The following is a 23,126-nucleotide window of genomic DNA, read 5'->3' as shown; positions in this document are numbered from 1 at the left end:
CGCCCGGGCAATGCGACCCGGCGTGTTCGTCGGGCTTTCAGAGCAGGATCGTGGAGCTCACCGAGCCGCGCGCAGCGTCGACACCTGGTAGAGGGCGACGGATGCCGCGATGCCGGCGTTGAGCGACTCGGTCACGGCCGAGATCGGGATCGACACGACCTGGTCGCAGGTCTCGGTGACCAGGCGCGACAGGCCCTTGCCCTCCGAGCCGACGACGATCACGACGGGACGATCCGCGAGCTCGAGGGCAGGCAGCGAGACGTCGCCGTCGCCGTCGAGGCCGAGCACGAAGACACCCTGCTTCTTGAACTCCTTCAGCGTGGCCGTCAGGTTGGCCGCCAGGGCGACGGGGATGCGGGCGGCGGCCCCGGCGCTGGTCTTCCACGCGGCGGAGTTGACGCTCGCCGAGCGACGCTGCGGGATGATCAGCCCCTGACCGCCGAACGCGCCCGTCGAGCGGATGATCGCGCCGAGGTTGCGGGGGTCGGTGACGCCGTCGAGCGCGACGAGCAGGGGCACCTGGCCCTTGTCGATGATCTGCTCGAGCAGGTCCTGCGGGTGGGCGTAGGCGTACGGGGGCACCTTGAGGGCGACGCCCTGGTGCACGCCGTCGAAGCCGGCCATGCGGTCCAGCTCGGGGCGGGTGACCTCGAGCACGGGGATGCCGCGGTTGGTCGCCATCGACAGCATCTCTTTGACGCGGTCGTCCATCTCGATGCGCTGGGCGACGTACATCGCCGTGGCGGGGATCTTCGCGCGGAGCGCTTCGAGCACCGAGTTGCGACCGGTGACCGTCTCGGTGTCGTCGGCCGCCTTGGGGCTCTTGCGGTTCGGGTTGCTGCCGACGGCGCGCACGCCCGGCTTCGCCTTGCCGCCGGCGGCGGCGTAGCGCTCCTGGGCGGCCTTCCGCTTGCCCGCGGGGTGCCAGGCGCGGTCCTCGGCCTTGGGGGTCGGTCCGCGACCCTCGAGTCCCTTGCGGACGTGGCCGCCGGTCCCCTTTAGGGGGCCCTTCTTCTTGCCGGGGTTGCGTGCTCCCGGGCGTCCAGGCTTAGCCATCGATACTCCAATGCGTTCCGGCCGGAGTGTCCTCCAGCGTGATTCCTGCGGCGGCGATCGCGTCTCGAATGCGATCCGCGGCCGCCCAATCCTTGTCCGCGCGTGCCTGCGCACGCTGCGTGATCATCGTCTGGACGAGGGCGTCCAGAGCGGCGGTCTCCGCTCCCCCGCCGGTGCCACCCCACTGAGAAGAGTGAGGGTTGAGACCCAGGACGAGCGTCATCTGCGAGACGTCCGAGACGTCCTGCTTCGCTTCATCGTACTTGCCGGCGTCGAGCAGCGCATTTCCCGAGCGGATGCTCGTGTGGATCGCCGCCAGCGCCCGCGGCACCGAGAGGTCGTCGTTCATCGCTTCGACGAACTCCGTCGGGAGCCCCTCCTTCGCCTCGGACCATCCCGGCTTCACGAGGCGAGCGGCTCGGTCGAGGAAGGTCCGGATGCGACCGAGAGCCGCCTCGGCCTCGGCCCACGAGGCTTCGGTGAGGTCGAGGTTCGAGCGGTAGTGGGCCGCGGCGAGGGCGTAGCGCACCACCAGCGGGTCGTGAGCGTCGAGCACGTCGGAGGCGAGGGTGAAGTTGCCCAGCGACTTCGACATCTTCTGCCCGTCGACCGTGACGAGACCGTTGTGCACCCAGTACCGGGCGAACGGGTCCCCGGCTGCGGTCGACTGGGCGATCTCGTTCTCGTGGTGGGGGAAGCGCAGGTCGAGACCGCCGCCGTGGATGTCGAACTCGGGCCCCAGGTATCGACGCGACATCGCCGAGCACTCGATGTGCCAGCCCGGGCGCCCCGCGCCCCACTGCGAGGCCCAGGTCGCCGAAGCGGGCTCCCCGGGCTTCGCGCCCTTCCACAGGGCGAAGTCACGCGGGTCTCTCTTGCCCCGGGGGTCGGCGTCGGCGGCCGGCTCCATGGCATCCAGGCTCTGCCGCGTGAGCTCGCCGTAGGCGGGCCACGATCGCACGTCGAAGTACACGTCTCCGGCAGCGGCGTAGGCGTGACCGCGCTCGATGAGCTCCGAGATGAGCTCCTGCATCTGCGTCACCGAAGCGGTCGCGCGGGGCTCGTACGTCGGGGGAAGGATGCCGACGGCCTCGTAGGCCCGAGAGAACTCGAGCTCCATGCGGTAGGCGAGGGCCCACCACGGCTCGGTGTCCCGCGCGTTGGCGAGGACCTTGTCGTCGATGTCGGTGACGTTGCGCACGAAGGTGACGCGACCGTAGCGGTGCGCGAGCCAGCGGCGCAGCAGGTCGAACGCGAGAGCCGCGCGGACGTGACCGATGTGGGGACCCGACTGCACGGTCGGCCCGCAGACGTACACCGTGACGTTCGAGGGGTCGAGGGGGACGAAGTCGCGCAGAGCCTGCGCCTTCGTGTCGTAGAGCCGAACAGTCACCGCCCCAGCCTACCGGCCGCCTTCCCACGCGACCCGAGCGTGAAACACGGGGTGGTTAGGGTGCGGGAGTGCCCCTCATGATCCGCCCCGATGACCTGTCCGGAGACGCCACGCGCGCTCTCGTCGCCGCGCACCTCGCCGGCATGCTCGAGAACACACCCGTCGAGAGCGTGCACGCGCTCGACGTGGACCGTCTCGCCGCCGACGGCGTCACGGTGTGGTCGGCGTGGGTGGACGACGAGCTCGCCGGTATCGGCGCGTGCAAGGACCTCGACGGGGGCCGGGCCGAGCTGAAGTCGATGCGGGTCGTGGAGGGCTTCCTCGGCCAGGGGATCGGTCGCGCCATCCTGCGGCACATCATGGACGATGCGCGGGAGCGCGGCATCCGGAGTCTGTGGCTCGAGACCGGGAGCACCGACGACTTCGTGCCCGCGCGACGCCTCTACGCCAGCGAGGGTTTCGTCGAATGCCCGGCGTTCGCGCCCTACGTGCCCGACCCGCTCTCGACCTTCATGACGCGGGAGCTCTAGGCCGGCAGGAGAAGCACCGTCGCGAAGGCGGCCACACCCTCGGTGCGTCCCGTGAAACCGAGACCGTCCGTCGTGGTGGCGCTCACCGATACCGCCGCACCGCCGAGGGCGGCCGACAGCACCTGCTCGGCCTCGACGCGACGCGACGCGAAGCGCGGGCGGTTCGCCTGCACCTGCGCCGACACGTTGCCGATGCGCCATCCTGCGGCTCCGAGCAGGCCGACGGTGTGCGCGAGGAAGGCGGCGGCGTGCGCTCCGGCGAATTCGGGCCGGTCCGTGCCGAAGTGCGTGCCGATGTCACCGAGACCCGCGGCCGCCAAGAGCGCGTCGACGATCGCGTGGGCGACGGCGTCACCGTCGGAGTGGCCCGAGAGCGCCTGCTCCCCCGGCCATTCGAGGCCCGCGAGCCAGAGCGTCCCCTCGCCGCCGAAACCGTGCACGTCGGTGCCGATCCCCACGCGCGGGGCCGTGTGCACCGGCGCCTGGACGAGGGATGCCGCGGGGCTCGCCTGCAGAAGAGCTCGAGCACGGTCGAGGTCGGGGCCGGTCGTGATCTTGAACGCCACGGCGTCCCCCTCGACGGTGACCACGGAATGCCCCGCTGCGGCGACGGCCGCCGCGTCGTCGGTGTGGTCGACATCGACCGACGCGAGCGCCGATCGGAGCACGGTCCGCAGGAAGCCCTGAGGGGTCTGAGCGGCGGCGAGCTCCGAGCGGTCGACGGGTCCGACCACGCGTCCGTCCTCATCGACCCGTTTGATGGTGTCCACCACGGGGAGCGTCGGAATGACCGCCACGGCTCCGGCGTCGATCACCGCGACCACACGGTCGAAGACGGCGGCGGGCGTCAGCGCGCGCGCGGCATCGTGGACCAGGACGATCTCGACGTCGGCCCACAGCGCGTCGAGGCCCGCGAGGACCGATTCCTGACGGGTGGCGCCGCCCACCACGACGGTGACGAGATCGGCGCGATCGCCCGCGGCATCCCGCGCATCGGTCAACGCCTCGCCCTCGTACCCCGGGGGCACCACGACGACCACCTGCGCGGTCGTCGCCGCGAACACACCGCGCAGGGCGTGGTGCAGGATCGACCGGTCGTCGATGCCGACGAACGCCTTCGGCGCTCCACCCTTCAGACGGGTGCCGGAGCCGGCGGCGACGACGATGACCGCGAGACGGGGAACGGGGGTGAGAGTCACCCGTTCACGCTAGCGCGACCCGACATGCGCCGCGGAACGCCGAAAGCCCCGGCCTCGTCATCGGTTCTCGACGACGGGGACGGGGCGTCAGCGCGGGGGTCCCGGCACCGGGGCGTCAGGACGCGAGGACCTCGTCGAGCACGACGCTCGCACGGTCTTCGTCGGTCTTCTCGGCCAGAGCGAGCTCGGAGACGAGGATCTGACGGGCCTTGGCCAGCATGCGCTTCTCGCCGGCGGACAGACCGCGGTCCTGATCGCGGCGCCACAGGTCGCGGACGACCTCGCTCACCTTGATCACGTCGCCCGACGCGAGCTTCTCGAGGTTCGCCTTGTAGCGACGCGACCAGTTGGTCGGCTCCTCGGTGAAGGGTGCGCGTAGCACCTCGAAGACGCGGTCGAGACCCTCTTTGCCGATCACGTCGCGAACGCCGACGAGGTCGACGTTGTCAGCCGGGACCTCGATGACGAGGTCTCCCTGCGTGACGTTGAGCTTCAGGTATTTCTTCGTCTCACCCTTGATAACGCGTTCCTTGACCTCGATGATCGTGGCCGCGCCATGGTGCGGGTAAACGACGGTCTCGCCAACCTCAAAAAGCATGGAGTTATGTCCTTTCGGCAACATCCAGGATACCACAGGCCCGCATGCGCTAAGGTTCCGCCCACCCTGCAGCCTTCCCCCTCCTCGCGCGCGTGGGGGCGGCTCGACACCGCGGACCCCGTAGGATGATCTGGATGCCGTCTGTCGATCTTGGAGGATCCGTGAAAACGCGCCTGATCGCGTCCATCGCCGTGGGTGCCGCTGTCGTGCTCGGCACGACTGGATGCAACATCCTCGCCCCGCAGGCGACCACCATCGATTACTCCGCGTCGGACGGCGTGAACGTGCCGGCCGACTCCGGCCCGCTGCACGTGCGCAACGCGCTGATCGTCGCCAACGACGACGGCACGACGGGTAACTTCGTCGCGGCCATCGTCAACGACACCACCGAGCCGCTCACGCTGCGCCTCGAGGTCGGCGAAGGTTCGACCGCTGTCCGCTCGTCGGTGAACGTCCCCGGCAACCGGACCCTCAGCCTCGGCGACCTGGCCGACGACGTCGAGCCGCTGCGCCTCGACGACATCGACGCCGTGCCCGGTTCGACCGTGCCCGTGTACTTCCAGTCCGGCGACGGACAGGGCGCACTCATCCAGGTCCCCGTGCTCGACGGTGCACTCGAGTACCTCGCTCCCCTGGCGCCGACCCCCGAGGCCACGTTTTCGATCCCGGCGACGCCCTCGGCCACGCCGACCCCGACTCCCAGCGCGACGCCCGCGTCCTGAACGAACGACGAAGGCGCCGACGGTCTCCGTCGGCGCCTTCGTCGTTCCCGCGGGGGTCAAGCCTCGAAGCGGTACCCCAGACCGCGCACGGTCACGAGCATGCTCGGCTCGCTCGGGTTCTGCTCGATGCGCGAGCGGATCCGCTTGATGTGCACGTCGAGGGTCTTGGTGTCGCCGAAGTAGTCGGTCCCCCACACGCGGTCGATGAGCTGACCGCGCGTGAGCACGCGACCGGCGTTGCGCATGAGCACCTCGAGCAGCTCGAACTCTTTGAGGGGGATGTTGATCTCGCCGCCGTCTACGGCGACCGTGTGGCGATCGATGTCCAGCACGACGCGCCCGCCCGACAGGACCCGGTCGTCGAGGTCGGCCTCCTCGGGCGTGCGGCGGCGCAGCACGGCGCGCATCCGCGCGAGGAGTTCGCGGGTCGAGTAGGGCTTGGTGACGTAGTCGTCGGCGCCGAGTTCGAGACCGACGACGATATCGACCTCGGAGTCCTTCGCCGTGAGCATGATGATCGGCACCTGCGAGGTCAGACGCACCTGACGACATACCTCGGTCCCCGGCATCCCGGGGAGCATGAGATCCAGCAGGAGGATGTCGGCTCCGCGGTCGCGGAAGGCGACCAGCGCGAGGGCGCCGTCCTCGGCGATCTCGACTTCGTACCCCTCCCGGCGCAGCAGGTAGGCCAGCGGGTCGGCCAGATCGGGTTCGTCCTCGACGATCAGAACGCGGGTCATGCGGTGTCTCCCTTCGCGGGTACGGGGGTCGTCGCGGAGCCCTTGCGGCCCTTGCGACGGGGTTTGGGACGGACGCTCTCGAGGTCGGGAGCTTCCGACATCGGAAGGCGGATGGTGAAGGTCGAGCCGCGGTCGGGCCGCGACCACAGCCGCACCTCTCCCCCGTGGCGCTGGACGGCGTGCTTCACGATCGACAGGCCGAGTCCCGTTCCACCGGTCCGGCGCGAGCGCGCCTGGTCGGCGCGGTAGAAGCGCTCGAAGACGCGGTGCTGGTCGCTCTCGGGGATGCCGATCCCGCGGTCGGTGACGGCGATCTCGACGACCGTGTCGTCGAGCTTGATGCCCACTCCGACCTTCGATCCCTCGGGCGAGTAGGCGATGGCGTTGGCCACCAGGTTGCCGACGGCCTCGGTGAGGATCTGCGGCTCCCCGCGCACCCACAGGCCCTTCGTCCCCCCGCGGACCACCGTGACCTGGGCGGCATCCGCCTGGATCGCGTACCCCTCGACCGCGGCCGTGACGACCTCGTCGATCGAGACGTCGCGCACGTCGCGCAGCTCGTCGGAGGCCTGCAGGCGCGAGAGGCTGAGGATGCGGTTGACGAGCGCAGCCAGTCGGGTGACCTCCGCCTGCAGGCGCGACGAGAAGTGCCGCACCTGGGCGGGGTCGTCGGCGGCGGACTCGATCGCCTCGGCGAGAAGGCTCACCGCGCCGACGGGGGTCTTCAGTTCGTGGCTCGTGTTGGCCACGAAGTCGCGCCGCATCTCTTCCACGCGCTCGTGCTCGGTGATGTCGCGCAGGACGAGAAGGGTGAGGCGGGCCGAGATGGGCGTGGCCCGCACGGCCACGAGGCGCGGTTCGGCGGGAGCGGCGCCGCGGCGCAGGCGCAGGTTCTCGGCGATGCCCGAGCCGGTGTCGCGCGCCACCCGGGACACGCGCTTGAGCTCCTCGCTGGCGATCACCTCTCCGGCGTGGACGCCGAACACCTCGGCGGCCGGCGAGAGCGCCAGCACGGTCGATGAGGTGTCGCAGACGAATGCGGGGTCGTCCATCGCCCCCAGCATGGCCTCCACGCCCTCGGGCACCTCCGAGGAGGTCTGTGCGAGTGAACGGTCGCGAGCGCGGAGGGCTGCGACCACGAGGCCGACCACCGCGGCCCCGACCAGGAGTCCTGCGAGGAGCGCGAGCAGCACGAGCTGCGGTTGTTCCATGCCCCCAGCGTAGAGCCGCCTCCCGGGCGTCACCGGCCGTTCACCCCCGTGCACGCCGCGGCAGAGGCTACTATTCACTGTCACAGCACCACTCGTTAACCTTCGCTGGGAAGAATCCCCGAGGGTTGCGGGACACCTATGTGCCGTGCCGCCGACGAGGAAGGTACCCGCCATGCGCGAAGTATTCCACCAGTCCCTCGAGGACGTTCAGAGCCGACTGGTCGAAATCGCCGACCTCGTGACCGTCGCGATCGACCGCGCCACGCGCGCCTTCGGCACGAGCGACGTCTCCCTCGCCGAAGAGGTCATCGAAGCCGACGCCGTCATCGACGAGAAGGCCTTCGAGCTCGACGAGCTCGCGATCGAGATCCTCGCCCGCCAGCAGCCCGTCGCCCGCGATCTGCGCATCGTCGTCACCGCCCTCCGCGTGAGCGCCTCGCTCGAGCGCATGGGCGACATGGCCGAGCACATCGCCCAGCTGGCACGTTCGCGCTTCCCCGAGCGGGCCGTCCCCAAGGGCCTGAAGAGCACCTTCACCCGCATGGGCGAGCTCGACGTCGAGGTGGCGCGCAAGCTCGCCGAGCTGCTGCGCACGCAGGACCTCCGCATCGCCGAGGCCATCCGCGACGCCGACGACGACATCGACGAGCTGCACGTCAGCGTCTTCGAGAAGGTGCTCGGCGACTCCTGGAAGGGCGAGGCCACCGCCACGGTCGACGCCACCCTCGCCAGCCGGTACCACGAGCGCTTCGCCGACCACGCCGTCTCGGTCGCGAAGAAGGTCGTCTACCTCGCGACGGGCGACTGGGCGGGCGCCGACGACGAGTCCGCTCACGAACCGAGCCCGGTCATCTGAGCCCAGAACACGAGAAGAGGGGGTGGATGCCGATCGGCATCCACCCCCTCTTCTGTTCCGGCGTCAGTGCTTGTTGCCCTGAGCGGCGACGGCGGCGGCACCGGCGGCCGCGGCCTCGGGGTCGAGGTACTCGCCCGGGCCGAGCGGCTTCATGTCGTCGTCGAGGCGGTACACCAGCGGGATGCCCGTGGGGATGTTCAACTCGGCGATGTCGGCGTCGCTGATGCCCTCGAGGTGCTTCACGAGACCGCGCAGCGAGTTGCCGTGCGCGGTGACGAGCACCGTCTTGCCGGCTTGCAGATCGGGCACGATGTCGCTGTGCCAGTAGGGCAGCATGCGGTCGATGACGATCTTCAGCGACTCGGTGTCGGGCACCTCACCGTCGATGCCGTCGTAGCGCGGGTCGCCGACCTGGCTGTACTGGTCGTCGGCGGGCAGAGCCGGCGGCGGAACGTCGAACGAGCGACGCCACAGCATGAACTGCTCGTTGCCGAACTCCTCGAGCGTCTGGGCCTTGTCTTTGCCCTGCAGAGCACCGTAGTGGCGCTCGTTCAGGCGCCACGAGCGCTTGACCGGGATCCACAGACGGTCGGCCGCGTCGAGGGCGATGTTGGCGGTCTGGATCGCGCGGCTCAGCACCGAGGTGTGCAGCACGTCGGGCAGAACGCCGGACTCGGCGAGCAGCTCGCCGCCGCGCTTCGCCTCGGCCTTGCCCTGATCGGTGAGTCGCACATCGACCCAGCCGGTGAACTGGTTGGTCTTGTTCCACTCGCTCTGCCCGTGGCGGAGGAGGATCAGCGTGTGAGGCATGACTCCATGCTACCGAGACGAGCGCCGCGGACCGGGGCCGCGAGGCCTGGCAAAATGTTCGGGTGACCCCCTCCCCCGTCGGCCGGCCCACGCGCGGCACGACCGGTGTCAACCGCCTCCGCCGGATCGATCGCTGGATCGCCCGTCACCCCGTCCTCCGCCGCGCCGATGACCCCCTCGTCGTCGACCTGGGCTTCGGAGCCAGCGCCGTGACACCCCTCGAGCTTCTCGCCCGTCTGCGCAGTCAGCGACCGGATGCCGAGGTCCTCGGTCTCGAGATCGACCCCGACCGCGTCGCCCGGGCACGCGAGCAGGCCGTCGGCGTCGAGGGCGTGTCCTTCGCGCGCGGCGGGTTCGAGGTGCCGCTACCCGGGAGCCGTCGTCCCGCGGTCATCCGCGCCATGAACGTCCTGCGGCAGTACGACGAGGGCGACGTCGCCGACGCCTGGGGCCGCATGTGCGCGCGGCTGCAGCCGGACGGCATCCTGGTCGAGGGCACCTGCGATGAGATCGGTCGCATCGCGACCTGGGCCGAGGTGGGGGTGGATGCCGTTCCCCGCAGCCTCACCATCTCGCTGCGTCTCGCCGAGCTCGACTCCCCCGCGATCGCCGCCGAACGTCTGCCGAAGGCCCTGATCCACCGCAACGTCGAGGGCGAGCGCGTGCACGAGTTCGTGGCATCCCTCGATCGGGAGTGGACCCGCGCTGCGGTGGTCGCCCCGTTCGGGCCGGTCCACCGCTGGCGCACGGCGATGCGGGCCGTGGCGGACGCGGGGTGGCCCCTGCTGCGCCGCGAGCGGTGGAGACTCGGCGAGGTGGGCGTGGCGTGGGAGGCCGTCGCTCCGCGCTGAGCCTCAGACGCGCGGCAGGAGTTCGCGCGCGTCGGCCGAGGGCATCCCGGCGGCGACGAGCAGATCGACGGCGAGCGGACGCAGGGCCGCGATCAGGTTGAGCTCGCCGACGCGTCCGTCCGGAAGGAGGGCCGCCGGGTCGAGCCGCCGAGCGACCGCCCCGATCGCCTCCCGGGCGACGGGCTCGAGCGAGATGTCGTCGAGGCCGTCGCGCACGAGCCCCGCCCCTCGGGCCAGCTCGGCCAGAAGGTCGGCGGGAACGGGCCGGCTCTCGCCGTCGGCGCAGAGGTACGCCGCACGCCGAGCGACGACGCGCAGATTCCGCGTCGTGAGATCCAGCGCCCCGCGCACTCGCTCATGGCGGTCGAGTTCGGTCCGCTGGCGGCGCAGGAACGGCGAGATGCGGGCGACCTCGCGACCGGATTCGAGCGACCCGCTCCACGCGTCGACGTAGGTCTGCAGCGAACGGGCACGCTCGAGACCGCGCTCCGCCCGAGCCCGGTCGCCCTTGCGCAGGGCCCGAACGATCGTGTCCATGGCCGCGTCCATCGCGTCGAACAGCTCGTCGGCGTCGCGCAGCTCGGTGCGACGCAGAGTGCGCGGGATGAGCGCGGTCACGATCAGCGCCGCGACACCCCCGACCGCGCCGTCGACCAGGCGGAGGAACGGGACGCCCGAGACCAGGACGAGGGCGATGAGCGACTGCACCACCGCGGCGAGCGCGAACCCCGGCTGCGGCGAGAGGAAGCGCGCGACCACGAGCGTGACCGTCATCGCGAGAGCGATCTGCCACCATCCCGCGCCCGCCACGATCAGCACGACCTCGGCGATCAGGATGCCGACCAGCATGCCCATGACCGTCTCGGCCACCCGCCACGGACGTGCGTCGCGAACGAGGCCCAGGCTCGACACCGTCACGGTCGCCGCCAGCAGCGGCACCGGATGCCCGAGGACGACGTGGGCGAACGCGAAGGCGGCCGTGGCGGCGACGACGATCTGGGCGATCGCGGGGAGCGACTCGCGGACGCGGACGAAGCGACGACCCAGCGTCGTGCGCCAGCGCGAACGGGCGACGACGACCCCGACGGTCGTCGAGGAGTCGTCGGTGCTCATTCCGCGGCGCGGCGGCGCCCGAGGCGCGGCAAGCGGGGAACCGAGGCGGTGGCCCCGGCGTCGGCCGGCACGACCGTCTCGGCTGCGGCGGCGAGCGGGCCGTCAGCGGTGTCGACGACGAGGGGCTCGCCCTCGGGGGCGGTGCGCTTGACGAGGGCGAGGGCGATGGGGCCCTCCTCGTGGTGCACGGCGACCGAGGTGATGGCGCCGATCACGGTGTCGCCCGCGCGGACGACGTCTCCGCGAGAGGGGAGGACGTTGTCGCTGCCGTCGAGCTGCAACGCCACGACGCGACGCGGCGGGTGACCGAGGTTGTGCACCTTGGCGACCGTCTCCTGGCCGCGGTAGCAGCCCTTCGACAGGTGCACCGCCGTGCGGAGCCAGTCCATCTCGTGCGGGAGGAGCCGCTCGTCGGCGTCGACGGACACCCGAGGACGCCACGCGGCCACGCGCAGCGCCTCGACGGCGTCGAGACCGGCCAGAGCCGTCTGCCCCGCCGCGGCGGACGCGATCACGCGCTCGTACTCCGCGGCATCCACGATCGCTTCGGCCCAGTCGCGGTCGGCACCCGGGTGCGGGTCGACACGGGCGTACGCCCAGCCGCCGGGAGAGACGTCGGGCCACGGATCGACCCAGACCGGTGCGACGGTCGTGAGGGCGCTGACGGCCTCGCGCGTGCCACCGAGGACGAACAGCTCGTCCGAACGATCCGTCACCACGACGCGCAGGCGGAACCGCATGCGCGTGAGCCAGGTCGCGAGGGCCTCGGCGTCGGAGGCGTCGACGAGGAGCCACGTGATCTCGCCGTCGTCGACCACCGAGGCGGCGTGCTCGACACGCCCCTGCGGGTCGAGGATGAGGAACTCGGTCGAGACCCCGGGCGCCAGGTGCGTGAGCGCCTGCGACGACAGGGAATCGAGCCAGCTACGGCGATCCTCGCCCGAGACCGTGATGACACGGCGGTCACCGAGCGGGGCGAGGGCGGATCCGGATGCCAAGCGGCGCTGCTCCGCGACGGGAGCACCGACGTGGCGGAGGCCCCGGTCGTCGACGACCGCACCGGGGACGTCCGAGAACGAGGTCATGCTCACTCCGCCCGAGCCAGTCGAGCCGAGGCGTGCGAGCCGAGCTCGCGACCGAGGGCGGCGATGTCCCAGGCCCACAGCAGGTGGTTGTCGACGAGACCATAGAGGCGGGTGGCCGCGGTGTAGGACTTCGCTCCGGCCGTGCGGACGACCGCATCCGTCGCCAGATCGATGCGCGGGCCCTTCACCTGCCCGACGTAAAGCTCCAGGATGCCGTCTGCGTGCGCCAGGCTCACCTCGATGTCGAAGCCGCCGTCGGCGTTGCGGAGCGCTTCGACGTCGTCGGCCGTCCGGGTCACCGGGGCCGCGGTCGCCGGGAGCAGTCCCGGACCGGCATCGGCGTCGCCGACCGGCCGTGCGAGGCGCCAGTAGCCGATCTCGGAGACGAGCGGTCGTCGCTCTTCTCCCTCGAGGAGCCACGCGTCGGCGGAGTAGTTCAGGAACGCACCGCCATCGTGGCTGAAGCTCACCCGGTGGGCGAACTCACCCGAGAAGGATCGGCCGTCGACCTCGTAGTCGATGACGCCGGTACCCTCCCAGACGCCGACCAACCACGAGAGCGGAACGAGGTCGGCCGGAAGATCGGTCGGGATCTCGATCACGACGCGCTCAGCGCTGGCCGCGGTAGAGGTTCCAGATGACCGTCCCGGACACGAAGGCGATCGCCAGCGAGGCGAGGCCGAGAAGTCCCACGAAGAACGCTTCGAGCGCGAAAAGGTCCATAGCTCGATCCTAGCCCGACACCAGCGCGGCGAGACCGAACCCCGCAGTGATGATGCCGAGCACCACCATGGCGCCGACGCTGCTCAGCGCCATGCGCTGGATGAAGGCCTGCGATCGGCCGTACCAGAGCTGCACGGCGAAGGCCACGATGATGCAGCCGCCCAGGGCCACGGTGATCCACTGCGCGCGCCAGGGCTCGGGTGCGAACAAACCGATGAGCACACCCGCGACCGCGGCGAGCACCCACACGGCGACGACGCCGCCGAAGGTGCGGCGCGGCGCGAGGTCGGGCGTGGACATGCCCCCATCATCACCCACGACGCCCCCGACGCGCACGCGCAGCGCCGGTGTCGAGGGGCTGCGCCCGTCACCCTAAGATGATCGGGTGCGCGGCACGCCGCACGGGAGGTCCTCTTGGCACAGCTTCTGGTACTCAGCTCCGCCCCGGGCGGCGGCGCGGCCCTGCCTGCGCTCGAACTGCTGAGCCACCGCGTCCGACAGATCCCCGCCGAGGCCGCGCAGCTGGTGAACGCCCCCAGCGCCGACGTCATCTTCGTCGACGCGCGCTTCGACCTGGTCGGCGCGAAGTCGCTCAGCAAGATCCTGACGACCACCGGCGTCGAGGCGCCGCTCGTGCTGATCGTCACCGAGGGCGGACTCACCGCGGTCTCCACCGACTGGGGCATCGACGACGTCGTTCTGGTCGGCGCGGGTCCCGCCGAGATCGACGCGCGCATCCGACTCGCGATGGGCCGTCGCGCCGCCGATCAGGTCTCCACGCGCATTCAGACCTCGGGCATCACGATCGACGAGTCGTCCTACTCGGCGAAGGTGCACGGCAAGCCCCTCGACCTCACCTACAAGGAGTTCCAGCTCCTGCACTTCTTCGCCACGCACCCCTCGCGCGTCTTCACGCGCGAGCAGCTGCTGAGCGAGGTCTGGGGCTACGACTACTTCGGCGGCACGCGCACGGTCGACGTGCACGTGCGACGCCTGCGCGCGAAGCTCGGCGATCTCGAGCAGCTCATCGGCACGGTGCGCAACGTCGGCTACCGGTTCAACGTCTACGAAGACGACGCCCCCGCCGCGGCATCCCCCTCCGCATAAAGCCACACGCACCGCGTGTTCACTCACGTGTCACCGACCCCTGCAATGATGTGGGGATGATGGAACACGACTCGCTGGATGCCGGTCTCGGCGACGCCGACGACGACGACTTCGACGAGGCCGTAGAGGCCGAAGACGACCAGCTTCCCGACCACCGCTACCTCGACCGCGAGATCAGCTGGCTGTCGTTCAATCAGCGCGTGCTCGAACTCGCCGAAGACCCCACGGTCCCCGTGCTCGAGCGCGCGAACTTCCTCGCGATCTTCGCCAGCAACCTCGACGAGTTCTTCATGGTGCGCGTCGCCGGCCTCAAGCGCCGTATCGTCACGGGCCTGGCCGTCCCGACCAACGTCGGTCGCGCCCCGCTCGACGTGCTCGCCGACATCTCGGCCGAGGCGCACCGCCTGCAGCTCCGCCACGCCGCCGCCTGGACCGAGAAGGTGCGCCCCGCTCTCGCCGACGCCGGTATCGAGGTCGTCACGTGGGACTCGCTCGACGAGCCCACCGCCGAGCGGCTCACCGAGTACTTCCAGCGCAACGTCTTCCCGGTGCTCATGCCGCTGGCCGTCGACCCCGCGCACCCGTTCCCGTACATCTCGGGCCTGTCGCTGAACCTCGCGATCCGCATCCGCAACGCCCGCACGGGCCGTCAGGAGTTCGCGCGCCTCAAGGTGCCCCCCATGCTCCCCCGCTTCGTCGAGATCGGCGGAGACGGGCCCGGCGTGCGCTACCTGCCGCTCGAGGAGCTCATCTCGAACCACCTCGGCGACCTGTTCCCCGGGATGGAGGTCCTCGATCACCACGCGTTCCGCCTGACGCGAAACGAGGACATGACGATCGAAGAGGACGAGACCGAGAACCTCATCCAGGCGCTCGAGGCCGAGCTCCTGCGTCGCCGCTTCGGCCCGCCCATCCGCCTCGAGATCACCGAGGACATGGACGACGTGACCCGCTCGCTGCTGCTGAGCGAGCTCGACATCACCGAGCAGGAGGTCTACCGGCTGCCCGGCGCCCTCGATCTGCGCGGCCTGTTCGACCTCTCGCGCATCGACCGGCCCGATCTGCGCTACCCGCCGCATGTGCCCAAGACGGCTCTGGCCTTCCAGCCGCCCGAGCAGAACGGCCGCGCCGACCTGTTCGGCGCGATCCGCAAGGGCGACGTGCTCGTGCACCACCCCTACGAGTCGTTCGCGACGAGCGTGCAGGCCTTCCTCGAGCAGGCCGCCCGCGACCCGCACGTGCTCGCGATCAAGCAGACGCTGTACCGGACCTCGGGCGACAGCCCCATCGTGCAGGCGCTCATCGACGCGGCCGAGGCCGGCAAGCAGGTGCTCGCGCTCGTCGAGGTGAAGGCCCGCTTCGACGAGGCCAACAACATCGTCTGGGCGCGCAAGCTCGAGAAGGCGGGCGTCCACGTCGTCTACGGTCTCGTCGGCCTCAAGACCCACTGCAAGCTCGCTCTCGTCATCCGCGAAGAAGAGGGGCGCCTGCGCCACTACAGCCACGTCGGCACGGGCAACTACAACCCCAAGACAAGCCGTATCTACGAGGACTTCGGCCTGTTCACCGTCGACGACCAGGTCGGTCGCGACCTCACCCGTCTGTTCAACGAGCTGAGCGGGTACGCGATCGAGAAGAAGTTCAAGCGTCTGCTCGTCGCACCCCTGCACCTGCGCCGAGGGCTCCTGCGCCACATCGACAAGGAGCGCCGCAACGCTCTCGAGGGCAAGCCCTCGGGGGTGCGGATCAAGGTCAACTCGATGGTCGACGAAGAGATCATCGATGCCCTGTACCGCGCGAGCCAGGCGGGCGTGCCCGTCGAGGTGTGGGTGCGCGGCATCTGCTCGATCAAGCCCGGCGTCCCCGGGATGAGCGAGAACATCACGGTGCGCTCCATCCTCGGCCGCTACCTCGAGCACTCCCGCATCTTCACGTTCGAGAACGACGGCGACCCGCAGGTGTTCATCGGCAGCGCCGACATGATGCACCGCAACCTCGACCGCCGCGTCGAGGCCCTGGTCCGCGTGGTCGACCCCGTGCAGGTGCAGGAGCTGACGACCCTGTTCACCCTCGCGATGGACGACGGGACGAGCTCATGGCACCTGGGGTCCGAGGGCGAGTGGACGCGGCACAGCGTCGACGATGCCGGGGCGCCCCTCATCGACCTGCAGGAGCACACGATGGCTCTCGTCCAGCGCAAGCGTCGGGCCCGGACGGCGCGGTGACGAAGACCGAGATCGAGACCGCTGTCTACGCGGCCGGCGGTGTGGTGTGGCGGCAGGTCGAGGGGAAGCTCCGCATCCTGCTCATCCACCGCACGAAGTACCGGGATCTGACCCTCCCGAAGGGCAAGGTCGACCCCGGCGAGACGCTCGCCGAGACCGCGGTGCGCGAGATCCGTGAGGAGACCGGCATCCGCGTCTCGCTGGGGGTGCCCGTCGGGGTCTCTCGATACCGGATGCCGAGTTCACGCACCAAGATCGTGCACTACTGGGCGGCCGAGGCGACCGATGCCGCCGTGCGCAGCTCGACGTTCGTGCCGAACAAAGAGGTCGCGGCGATCGAGTGGGTGAGCCTGAAGAAGGCCCGCAAGAACCTCAGCTACCCCGTCGACATCGAGATCCTCGACGAGTTCACGCGGATCGTCGAAGAGGGGGCTCTGCCCACCTTCCCGATCGTCGTGCTGCGCCACGGCAAGGCGCGGGCCCGCGAGGGGTGGGAGGGCTCCGACAGCGCCCGCCCCCTGACCCCGCGCGGGCGCCGCCAGGCCGAGGCGATCGTCGGTCCCCTCCTCGCCTTCGGTGTGCGTCGGGTCTACTCGAGCCCCGCCGAGCGCTGTGTCCGCACCGCCACTCCCCTCGCCCAGGCGCTCGGCCAGCGCGTCCACCTGACCGAGGCCGTCAGCCAGGACGCGTGGGAAGAGGGCCGCGCCGACGCCCGGTCGCTCATCGGCGAACGGGTGCGCGCGCGCAAGCCGGTCGTCGTGTCGAGCCACCGACCCGTCCTGCCCGACATCCTGCACGAGCTCGCGCTCGCGACCGGAACCATGGGCGGCTCGTACCTCGGGAGCGCTTCGGCGCTGGAGCCCGCGGCGTTCTCGGTCGTGCACATCCCCGTCGAGCACCCCGGCGCCGGCATCGTGGCCATCGAGACGCACGAACCGAAGGTGTGACGCTCCCCACCGGCATCCGACTCGCCTGGCGCGAGGTCCCTGCTGGTGCCAGGCGTCGCGACGTGTCGCGGGCGCTCCTGGCCGAGCTCCTGCCGGGCGCGCGGTTCCGTTCGCGATGCCCCGCGTGCGGCGGAGACCATGGCCGCATCCACGTGGAGGGGGCGGATGCCGCGGTCTCGGTGTCGTACGTCGAGGGGTGGGCCGTCGCGGTGGCAGCGCAGGGTCTCGAGCGCGTCGGTCTGGATGCGGTGCCCACCGATGCGGGGGGTCTGGAGCGGGTGCTTCCACGACCCGCGCCCCCAGGACCGGACGATCTCGAGTCGCCTGCTCCGGAAGCGTGGGCGGATGCCGGCGGGTCGAGCGCCGCGCCCGCCCGGACGTGGGCGCGCGTCGAGGCCGTCCTGAAAGCCGACGGACGCGGGCTGACCGTCGATGCTCGACGGGTCGACGTCCAGGGGAACGGGGGCACGTGGGTGGCTCGAATCCTCTCGTCCGCCCCGCGCGGACGGCCCCGCGCGAACGAGGGTGACCCGGCAGAGGGCCTCCCGCGCGAATGGCGCGGGTGGGACCTCGATGGTCCGGCGAACGTCGTGCTCGCCGTGGCGGTGGAGAGCGCCTCGGGCCTCTGAGCCTGACGACGACGCGAGCCGGCCGTCAGGGTCGCACGGGCAATGCCACGTCGTCGATCCACCGCGACAGCACCGCCGCGGCATCGGGTCCCCCGGCGCGCTCGACCGCGGCGCGGAAATCATCCGTGGTGACGAGGGCATGGCGGTGGTCCGCCGTCCACGACCGCAGGAGATCGAAGAACGCCTCGTCGCCGAGCGTGCGCCGCAGCGCGTGCAGCGTGAGGGCCCCGCGCTTGTAGACCCGGTCGTCGAACATGTCATCGGGCCCGGGATCGACCAGCAGGAGGTCGCGCGGCTTCGCGGCGAGTCGCGCGTAGTAGTCCGCGACGCACGACTCGACGGAGGCCCCTCCCGAGGTCTCCGACCACAGCCACTCGGCGTAACAGGCGAAGCCCTCGTTGAGCCAGATGTCGCTCCACCGGGCGATGCCCACGCTGTTGCCGAACCACTGGTGGGCCAGCTCGTGCGCCACCAGACGCTGCGCGGCGGGAACGAGGTGGTTCATCCCGAACACGGCGAGCCCCTGCGCCTCGAGGGGGATCTCGAGCTCGTCGGCGGTCACCACGAGGGTGCACGCTTCTTGGGGGTACGGCCCGAAGAAGCGGTCGAAGGCCCGCAGCATGTCGGGCACCGTCGCGAAGGCGCGATCGACCGCGGCGGTCAGGGCGGGAGGGGCGGTGACCGTGACGGCGGGCACCGGGGCGTCACCGGTGCCCTCGAGCTGACGCGTGCGGTACCGACCGACGTGCACGGCCGCCAGGTACGTCGCCGTGGGGACGTCGGAGACGAACGTCGTCGTCGTCCGACCACCCCGCCGCGTGCTCGACCCCGCGACGCCGGTGGCGGCGGCGGCGTAGCCGTCGTCGACCGTGATCTCGAGGCGCATGCGCGCCCTGTTGTCGGGGCGGTCGTTGCACGGGAACCACGTCGGGGCGCCGATGGGCTGCCCCGCGACGAGAGCGCCGTCGGTCAGCTCCTCCCAGCCCACGGTTCCCCACCGCGACCGGCGGGGAGCGGGCGCACCCGCGTAGGTCACCTCGACCTCGAAGCGGTCCCCGGCGGCGAGAGCGTGCGGGGGCGTCACACGCAGAGTCCGCGGCCCCGCCGAGAATCGCGCGACCGCCCCGTCGACGCGCACGCGCGACGTTCGGAGGCCGACGAGATCGAGAGCGAACGACGACACGGCCTCGCGCGCGACCGCGACGATCGTGGCGACGCCGTCGAGGCGGTTCGTGCGGACGCGATAGCCGATCGCGAGGTCGTACGACTCGACGTCGTACGAGAGGTCGCCGCTCTGCGGGGCGTAGGGGTCGGCCACGCTCACGTCGTCGACTGGTACGCGCGCACCTTCACCGCGCGCCACGGACCGATGGGGTTGCCGCTCCACCGCGAACCGACCGGGACGGTCTCACCGCGCATGACGAGCGAGGCGGGCCCCACGGTCGCGTGCGCGCCGAGGGTGGAGGCGGGGAGGACGACGCTGTGCGGACCGAGGGTCGACCCCGGCTCCAGCTCGACGGTATCCATACTCATGATTCGATCATGGAACAGGTGCGTCTGAACGACGCATCCGCGGTTGACGGTTGACGCGTCGCCCAACGTGACCAGGTCGGGTTCGGGCAGCCAGTAGCTGTCGCACCACACGCCGCGACCGATCTTCGCGCCGAGGCTGCGCAGCCAGACGGCGAGCGCCGGGGTTCCCGCCGCCGCGCGCGCGAACCACGGGGCCGCAACCATCTCGGTGAAGGTGTCCGACACTTCGGTGCGCCAGACGAAGCTCGACCACAGCGGCTGCTCGCCCGCGCGGATCACGCCGACGATGGCCCACTTCGCCGCGGTCGAGACCCCCGCGGCGACAGCCCCCGCCGCGAGCAGCACGACGCCCGACAACAGCAGCGTCCACACCGGACCGAGCGCGTCCCAGAGCGCGGCGAGAGCGAAGATCACGCCGAGGCCGATCGCGCAGGTGACGACGACCGGCACGAAGCGGCACAGCTCCCACAGCGTCCGCGCGAGACGCAGGCTCGCGGTCGGTCGATAGGTGCGCGACTCGTCACCTTCGGCCGAGAGCCGGCGAAGGCGCACCGCGGGCGAGCCCAACCAGGACGATCCCGCCTTGGCCTTCATCGGCGCCGCGGACAGCACGGCGACCAGCCCGTCCCGCGGAACGCGGTGGCCGGGCGCGGCCATTCCGGAGTTGCCGAGGAAGGCGCGCTTGCCGATCCGTACGGGCCCGATGCGCATCCACCCCGCGCGCAGTTCGTACGACGCGACCATCGTGTCGTCGGCGAGGAACGCCCCGTCTTCGATGCGCGTCATCGACGGGATCAGAAGAACCGTCGAGGCCTCGACGCCGTGTCCGACGCGCGCACCCAGCAGGCGCAGCCACACGGGCGTGAACAGCGAGGAGTAGAGGGGGAAGAGCACCGTGCGGGCGGCATCCAGGAGTCTTTCGATCGTCCACGCCTGCCACGCCACGCGGCTGCGCACCGGGTGGGTGCCCTCGGTGAGGCCGATCGACATCACGCGCACGAGAAGCACCACGGATGCCGCGAACACCAGGCCCGCGACGGCGACACCCGGGACGAGCCAGGCGTAGGCGCCCGCGGCCGCGTGGCCGAGATCGCCCGCCCCGCGGATCCCCTGCGCCACGACGAGACCACCCACGGTGAAGGAGGCGAGCGGGAGAAGAGCGAGCACAACCGCCGATGCCGCGTAGGCCCACAGCCAGCGGGTGGGCGCCGGCGGCCGCTGCGTCGGCCACCCCTTCGCCGTCCCGCCCACGCGGACGGCGGGCGATCCCGCCCACGACTGGTCCGCCTTGACGCGTCCGAAGACGGCCGAGCCCGGCGCGATCTCGGCACGGCGACCGATGCGGGTGCCGGGTGCGAGCGTCGAGCGAGCGCCGACCGTGGCCTCGGCGCCGATGCGCACCTCGCCGATGCGAACGAGGTCACCGTCGATCCAGTACCCGGTCAGGTCGACCTCGGGCTCGATCGAGGCCCCGTCGCCGACGACGAGCATCCCCGTGACGGGAGGCAACGCGTGCAGGTCGACGTTCCGACCGATCCGCGCGCCCAGCGCCCGGGCGTAGTACGACACCCAGGGGGCTCCGGCCAGACCCACGGCATCCACCTGATCGGCGATCTGCTCGGCGAGCCAGAGCCGGATGTGCACCCACCCGCCCCGCGGATAGTCGCCGGGGCGCACGCCCGAGAGAAGAAGTCGAGCGGATGCCACGGCGATCGCCATGCGCCCGAACGGCGTCGCGAAGACGAGGAGACCGACGACGAGAGCCGGCCAGGGCACCGACGGCAGCACGTCGAATCCGGGGACGAGCCGAAGGAGCGCCGAGGCCGTGAGCAGGTACAGCAGCCACCGCACACCTGAGAGGATGAACAGCGGAGCGCCGAGGAGGGTCTGCGCCCACTGGGTGGTGCGCGGCGTCGGTTCGGCGCGGTGGAAGGCGGCGGGCGTCTCGTCGGAGAGCTGCGGCCCGAGCGCCTTGGCCATGGCCCCGAGGCGCGGAACGTCGTAGATGTCGGCGACTGAGAACTCCGGCACCCGTGCCCGGATGCGCGAGACGAGCTGCGCGGCGGCGAGCGACCCCCCACCGAGATCGAAGAAGTCGGCCTTGCGCTCGGTGACGGGGATGCCCAGAACGGCCTGCCACTGCTCGGCCAACCAGGCCTCGTCGACCGAGAAGTCCGTCGCGGCGGGGGCTTCCAGTCCGGGCAGGGGCCACGGGAGGGCCGCGCGGTCGACCTTGCCCGAGGTGCGGACCGGCAGGGAGTCCACCACGCCGAGGAGGGGGATGGTCGCGGCCGGGAGGCGTTCCGCGAGAGCCGCACGGGCAGCCCCGCGATCGAGCTCGGCTCCGACCTCCATCACGAGATAGCCGACGAGGACCGGCACCCCCGCTTCGGTGGTCCGCACCGCCACGGTCGCCGCGCTCACGTCCGGAAGATCCTGCAGCGCCGATTCGACCTCACCGAGCTCGATCCGGCGGCCGCCCACCTTGACCTGATCGTCCGCGCGCCCCTGGAACACCAGCCCCTCGCGCTCGAAGCGCACGAGGTCCCCCGAGCGATACGCCCGCTCCCACCCGAGGGTCGGCATCGGTGCGTACTTCTCGGCGTCCTTCGCGGGATCGAGATACCGGGCGAGGCCGACACCGCCGATGATCAGCTCGCCCACCGCGCCCTCGGGGACGGGGAGTCCCTCGGCATCCACCACCGCGAGGGCCCACCCGTCGAGGGGCAGGCCGATGCGCACGGGCAGAGAGCCGTCGAGCGGAGCCGCGCACGCCACGACGGTGGCCTCGGTCGGACCGTAGGTGTTCCACACCTCGCGCCCCTCGGCCACGAGGCGAGCGGCGAGCTCGGGCGGACACGCCTCTCCGCCGAAGATCAGCAGGCGCACGTTCTCGATCGAGTCGGCCGGCCACATCGCGGCGAGGGTCGGAACGGTCGAGACGACCGTGATCCCCTGCCGCAGCAACCACGGGGCCAGGTCCTCCCCCGAGCGCACGAGAGAACGAGGAGCCGGCACGAGGCACGCCCCGTGTCCCCAGGCGAGCCACATCTCCTCGCACGAGGCGTCGAACGCGACCGACAGTCCGGCCAGCACGCGGTCGCCGGGGCCGAGCGGCTCGCCCTGCAGGAAGATCCGCCCCTCCGCCTCGACGAACGCCGCCGCCGAACGGTGAGACACCGCCACGCCCTTCGGGACGCCCGTGGATCCCGAGGTGAATATGATCCACGCATCGTCGTCGATCGCGGGCGGGGCGATGATGGGGACGGCGCTCGTGCTGGGGTGCGGCGCCGCTCCGTCGTAGAGACGGACGAGATCACCCTCGGCCGCGACGAATTCCCCCTCCCCCGCGACGATGCCGCGCACCCCGGCTTCGCCGAACACCAGGCGCGCGCGCTCGTCGGGGTCATCGGCATCCACCGGCACGTAAGCGGCGCCCGCCGCCATGACCGCGAGGATCGAGACGTACAGCTCCTTCGACCCGGACGGCATGCGCACGCCCACCCGGTCGCCCCGGCGCACCCCCGCCTCGTGCAGGGCCGCCGCCGTCCGCCTCACCCGCGCGAGCAGTTCGCGGTAGCTGAGGGCTCCGGATCCGTCGTCGATCGCGGAGGCCTCCGGATGCCGAGACGCGACGTCTGTGAGGATGTCGATGAGGGTGCGCGCGGGAGCCGCGGCCCCCGTCCGGTCGAGCGGGGCCTGAGCTTGGGAAGCGGAGGTCGTCACGGGGATGAACAGTACAACCCCCGGGAAAACACCCCGGAACGGCCGCCCCGGTTCACCTTCCGTTCACCCGTG

General features: G+C 71.1%; 21 protein-coding genes. 8 read left to right on the top strand and 13 right to left on the bottom strand.

Annotated features, from left to right (window positions below):
- Window positions 1-57: 57 nt before the first annotated feature.
- Both rlmB and cysS read right to left on the bottom strand, forming a co-directional pair.
- Window positions 58-1,056 (bottom strand): 23S rRNA (guanosine(2251)-2'-O)-methyltransferase RlmB, encoded by a 999-nt coding sequence (rlmB, locus tag AB6V31_RS09745; protein WP_056229240.1) that lies wholly within the window; start codon window positions 1,054-1,056, stop codon window positions 58-60.
- The gene (gene cysS, locus AB6V31_RS09740; RefSeq protein ID WP_369365317.1) at window positions 1,049-2,449 is read right to left on the bottom strand and encodes a cysteine--tRNA ligase; all 1,401 of its coding nucleotides are present in this window, start codon (window positions 2,447-2,449) and stop codon (window positions 1,049-1,051) included. The genes rlmB and cysS overlap by 8 nt, the downstream gene beginning before the upstream one ends.
- Window positions 2,450-2,526: 77 nt before the next feature.
- Between cysS and AB6V31_RS09735 the strand changes: the two genes are divergently transcribed.
- Window positions 2,527-2,979: a GNAT family N-acetyltransferase gene (locus tag AB6V31_RS09735; RefSeq protein ID WP_113576082.1), complete on the top strand. Its 453-nt coding sequence runs from the start codon at window positions 2,527-2,529 to the stop codon at window positions 2,977-2,979.
- Here AB6V31_RS09735 and ispD read toward each other — a convergent pair.
- Window positions 2,976-4,178, bottom strand: a complete 1,203-nt coding sequence (ispD, locus tag AB6V31_RS09730; RefSeq protein ID WP_369365315.1) for a 2-C-methyl-D-erythritol 4-phosphate cytidylyltransferase — start codon at window positions 4,176-4,178, stop codon at window positions 2,976-2,978. The genes AB6V31_RS09735 and ispD overlap by 4 nt on opposite strands.
- 115 nt (window positions 4,179-4,293) lie before the next feature.
- Window positions 4,294-4,776, bottom strand: a complete 483-nt coding sequence (locus AB6V31_RS09725; protein ID WP_056229249.1) for a CarD family transcriptional regulator — start codon at window positions 4,774-4,776, stop codon at window positions 4,294-4,296.
- A gap of 161 nt (window positions 4,777-4,937) precedes the next feature.
- Here AB6V31_RS09725 and AB6V31_RS09720 point away from each other — a divergent pair, with 161 nt between their 5' ends.
- Window positions 4,938-5,498, top strand: a complete 561-nt coding sequence (locus AB6V31_RS09720) for a DNA modification methylase (RefSeq protein ID WP_369365314.1) — start codon at window positions 4,938-4,940, stop codon at window positions 5,496-5,498.
- A 56-nt stretch (window positions 5,499-5,554) separates the two neighbouring features.
- Here the strand turns inward: AB6V31_RS09720 and AB6V31_RS09715 are convergent, their stop codons facing one another.
- On the bottom strand, window positions 5,555-6,238 hold the full coding sequence (locus AB6V31_RS09715; protein ID WP_369365312.1) for a winged helix-turn-helix domain-containing protein: 684 nt from the start codon (window positions 6,236-6,238) through the stop codon (window positions 5,555-5,557).
- Window positions 6,235-7,449, bottom strand: coding sequence for a cell wall metabolism sensor histidine kinase WalK (locus AB6V31_RS09710; protein WP_056229261.1), 1,215 nt, complete (start codon window positions 7,447-7,449; stop codon window positions 6,235-6,237). The genes AB6V31_RS09715 and AB6V31_RS09710 overlap by 4 nt, the downstream gene beginning before the upstream one ends.
- Window positions 7,450-7,621: 172 nt before the next feature.
- On the opposite strand from AB6V31_RS09710, the gene phoU reads away from it, so the two are divergent.
- Entirely contained in the window at window positions 7,622-8,305 is a 684-nt protein-coding gene (gene phoU, locus AB6V31_RS09705; RefSeq protein ID WP_369365310.1) for a phosphate signaling complex protein PhoU, read from the top strand.
- A 63-nt stretch (window positions 8,306-8,368) separates the two neighbouring features.
- Here the strand turns inward: phoU and AB6V31_RS09700 are convergent, their stop codons facing one another.
- Window positions 8,369-9,115, bottom strand: a complete 747-nt coding sequence (locus AB6V31_RS09700) for a phosphoglyceromutase (RefSeq protein ID WP_295821844.1) — start codon at window positions 9,113-9,115, stop codon at window positions 8,369-8,371.
- A gap of 62 nt (window positions 9,116-9,177) precedes the next feature.
- Between AB6V31_RS09700 and AB6V31_RS09695 the strand changes: the two genes are divergently transcribed.
- Window positions 9,178-9,966: a class I SAM-dependent methyltransferase gene (locus tag AB6V31_RS09695; RefSeq protein WP_074696627.1), complete on the top strand. Its 789-nt coding sequence runs from the start codon at window positions 9,178-9,180 to the stop codon at window positions 9,964-9,966.
- A gap of 3 nt (window positions 9,967-9,969) precedes the next feature.
- On the opposite strand, the gene AB6V31_RS09690 is transcribed toward AB6V31_RS09695, so the two are convergent.
- From AB6V31_RS09690 to AB6V31_RS09675, 4 genes are all read right to left on the bottom strand, one after another.
- Window positions 9,970-11,079 (bottom strand): aromatic acid exporter family protein, encoded by a 1,110-nt coding sequence (locus AB6V31_RS09690; RefSeq protein WP_176786384.1) that lies wholly within the window; start codon window positions 11,077-11,079, stop codon window positions 9,970-9,972.
- Window positions 11,076-12,164: a folate-binding protein YgfZ gene (locus tag AB6V31_RS09685; RefSeq protein WP_369365307.1), complete on the bottom strand. Its 1,089-nt coding sequence runs from the start codon at window positions 12,162-12,164 to the stop codon at window positions 11,076-11,078. Before AB6V31_RS09685 ends, AB6V31_RS09690 begins: the two co-directional genes overlap by 4 nt.
- Before the next feature lie 2 nt (window positions 12,165-12,166).
- Window positions 12,167-12,766: an FABP family protein gene (locus AB6V31_RS09680; protein WP_056229283.1), complete on the bottom strand. Its 600-nt coding sequence runs from the start codon at window positions 12,764-12,766 to the stop codon at window positions 12,167-12,169.
- Window positions 12,767-12,896: 130 nt separating this feature from the next.
- Complete coding sequence (locus tag AB6V31_RS09675) at window positions 12,897-13,187, bottom strand: hypothetical protein (protein WP_056229286.1); 291 nt, start codon at window positions 13,185-13,187, stop codon at window positions 12,897-12,899.
- A 114-nt stretch (window positions 13,188-13,301) separates the two neighbouring features.
- Between AB6V31_RS09675 and AB6V31_RS09670 the strand changes: the two genes are divergently transcribed.
- The 4 genes from AB6V31_RS09670 to AB6V31_RS09655 all read left to right on the top strand — a co-directional run bounded on the left by AB6V31_RS09670 (window position 13,302) and on the right by AB6V31_RS09655 (window position 17,795).
- The gene (locus AB6V31_RS09670; RefSeq protein ID WP_056229289.1) at window positions 13,302-13,994 is read left to right on the top strand and encodes a winged helix-turn-helix domain-containing protein; all 693 of its coding nucleotides are present in this window, start codon (window positions 13,302-13,304) and stop codon (window positions 13,992-13,994) included.
- A gap of 56 nt (window positions 13,995-14,050) precedes the next feature.
- Window positions 14,051-16,219, top strand: coding sequence for an RNA degradosome polyphosphate kinase (locus AB6V31_RS09665; protein ID WP_074696623.1), 2,169 nt, complete (start codon window positions 14,051-14,053; stop codon window positions 16,217-16,219).
- Window positions 16,216-17,166, top strand: a complete 951-nt coding sequence (locus AB6V31_RS09660) for an NUDIX domain-containing protein (protein ID WP_235556980.1) — start codon at window positions 16,216-16,218, stop codon at window positions 17,164-17,166. Before AB6V31_RS09665 ends, AB6V31_RS09660 begins: the two co-directional genes overlap by 4 nt.
- Before the next feature lie 62 nt (window positions 17,167-17,228).
- Window positions 17,229-17,795 carry a hypothetical protein gene (locus AB6V31_RS09655; protein ID WP_369365305.1) on the top strand — a complete coding sequence of 189 codons (567 nt, stop codon included), beginning with the start codon at window positions 17,229-17,231 and terminating at the stop codon, window positions 17,793-17,795.
- Window positions 17,796-17,820: 25 nt separating this feature from the next.
- Here AB6V31_RS09655 and AB6V31_RS09650 read toward each other — a convergent pair whose 3' ends face one another.
- Both AB6V31_RS09650 and AB6V31_RS09645 read right to left on the bottom strand, forming a co-directional pair.
- Window positions 17,821-19,119 carry a M1 family metallopeptidase gene (locus AB6V31_RS09650; RefSeq protein WP_369365303.1) on the bottom strand — a complete coding sequence of 433 codons (1,299 nt, stop codon included), beginning with the start codon at window positions 19,117-19,119 and terminating at the stop codon, window positions 17,821-17,823.
- Complete coding sequence (locus tag AB6V31_RS09645; RefSeq protein ID WP_369365301.1) at window positions 19,116-23,054, bottom strand: Pls/PosA family non-ribosomal peptide synthetase; 3,939 nt, start codon at window positions 23,052-23,054, stop codon at window positions 19,116-19,118. The genes AB6V31_RS09650 and AB6V31_RS09645 overlap by 4 nt, the downstream gene beginning before the upstream one ends.
- Window positions 23,055-23,126 lie beyond the last annotated feature (72 nt).

Source organism: Microbacterium sp. 16-032 (assembly GCF_041079455.1).
GTDB classification, from domain to species: Bacteria; Actinomycetota; Actinomycetes; order Actinomycetales; family Microbacteriaceae; genus Microbacterium; species Microbacterium testaceum_A.
Note: the sequence above shows the minus strand (reverse complement) of the source record. Positions and strands in the feature narration are given on the sequence as shown.

What these genes read in the sequence shown, in the direction of transcription:
- rlmB (WP_056229240.1), bottom strand. Translation starts at nt 1,056, where the DNA reads ATGGCTAAGCCTGGACGCCCGGGAGCACGCAACCCCGGCAAGAAGAAG.
- AB6V31_RS09735 (WP_113576082.1), top strand. Translation starts at nt 2,527, where the DNA reads ATGATCCGCCCCGATGACCTGTCCGGAGACGCCACGCGCGCTCTCGTC.
- AB6V31_RS09725 (WP_056229249.1), bottom strand. Translation starts at nt 4,776, where the DNA reads ATGCTTTTTGAGGTTGGCGAGACCGTCGTTTACCCGCACCATGGCGCG.
- AB6V31_RS09715 (WP_369365312.1), bottom strand. Translation starts at nt 6,238, where the DNA reads ATGACCCGCGTTCTGATCGTCGAGGACGAACCCGATCTGGCCGACCCG.
- AB6V31_RS09710 (WP_056229261.1), bottom strand. Translation starts at nt 7,449, where the DNA reads ATGGAACAACCGCAGCTCGTGCTGCTCGCGCTCCTCGCAGGACTCCTG.
- phoU (WP_369365310.1), top strand. Translation starts at nt 7,622, where the DNA reads ATGCGCGAAGTATTCCACCAGTCCCTCGAGGACGTTCAGAGCCGACTG.
- AB6V31_RS09700 (WP_295821844.1), bottom strand. Translation starts at nt 9,115, where the DNA reads ATGCCTCACACGCTGATCCTCCTCCGCCACGGGCAGAGCGAGTGGAAC.
- AB6V31_RS09690 (WP_176786384.1), bottom strand. Translation starts at nt 11,079, where the DNA reads ATGAGCACCGACGACTCCTCGACGACCGTCGGGGTCGTCGTCGCCCGT.
- AB6V31_RS09685 (WP_369365307.1), bottom strand. Translation starts at nt 12,164, where the DNA reads ATGACCTCGTTCTCGGACGTCCCCGGTGCGGTCGTCGACGACCGGGGC.
- AB6V31_RS09675 (WP_056229286.1), bottom strand. Translation starts at nt 13,187, where the DNA reads ATGTCCACGCCCGACCTCGCGCCGCGCCGCACCTTCGGCGGCGTCGTC.
- AB6V31_RS09665 (WP_074696623.1), top strand. Translation starts at nt 14,051, where the DNA reads ATGATGGAACACGACTCGCTGGATGCCGGTCTCGGCGACGCCGACGAC.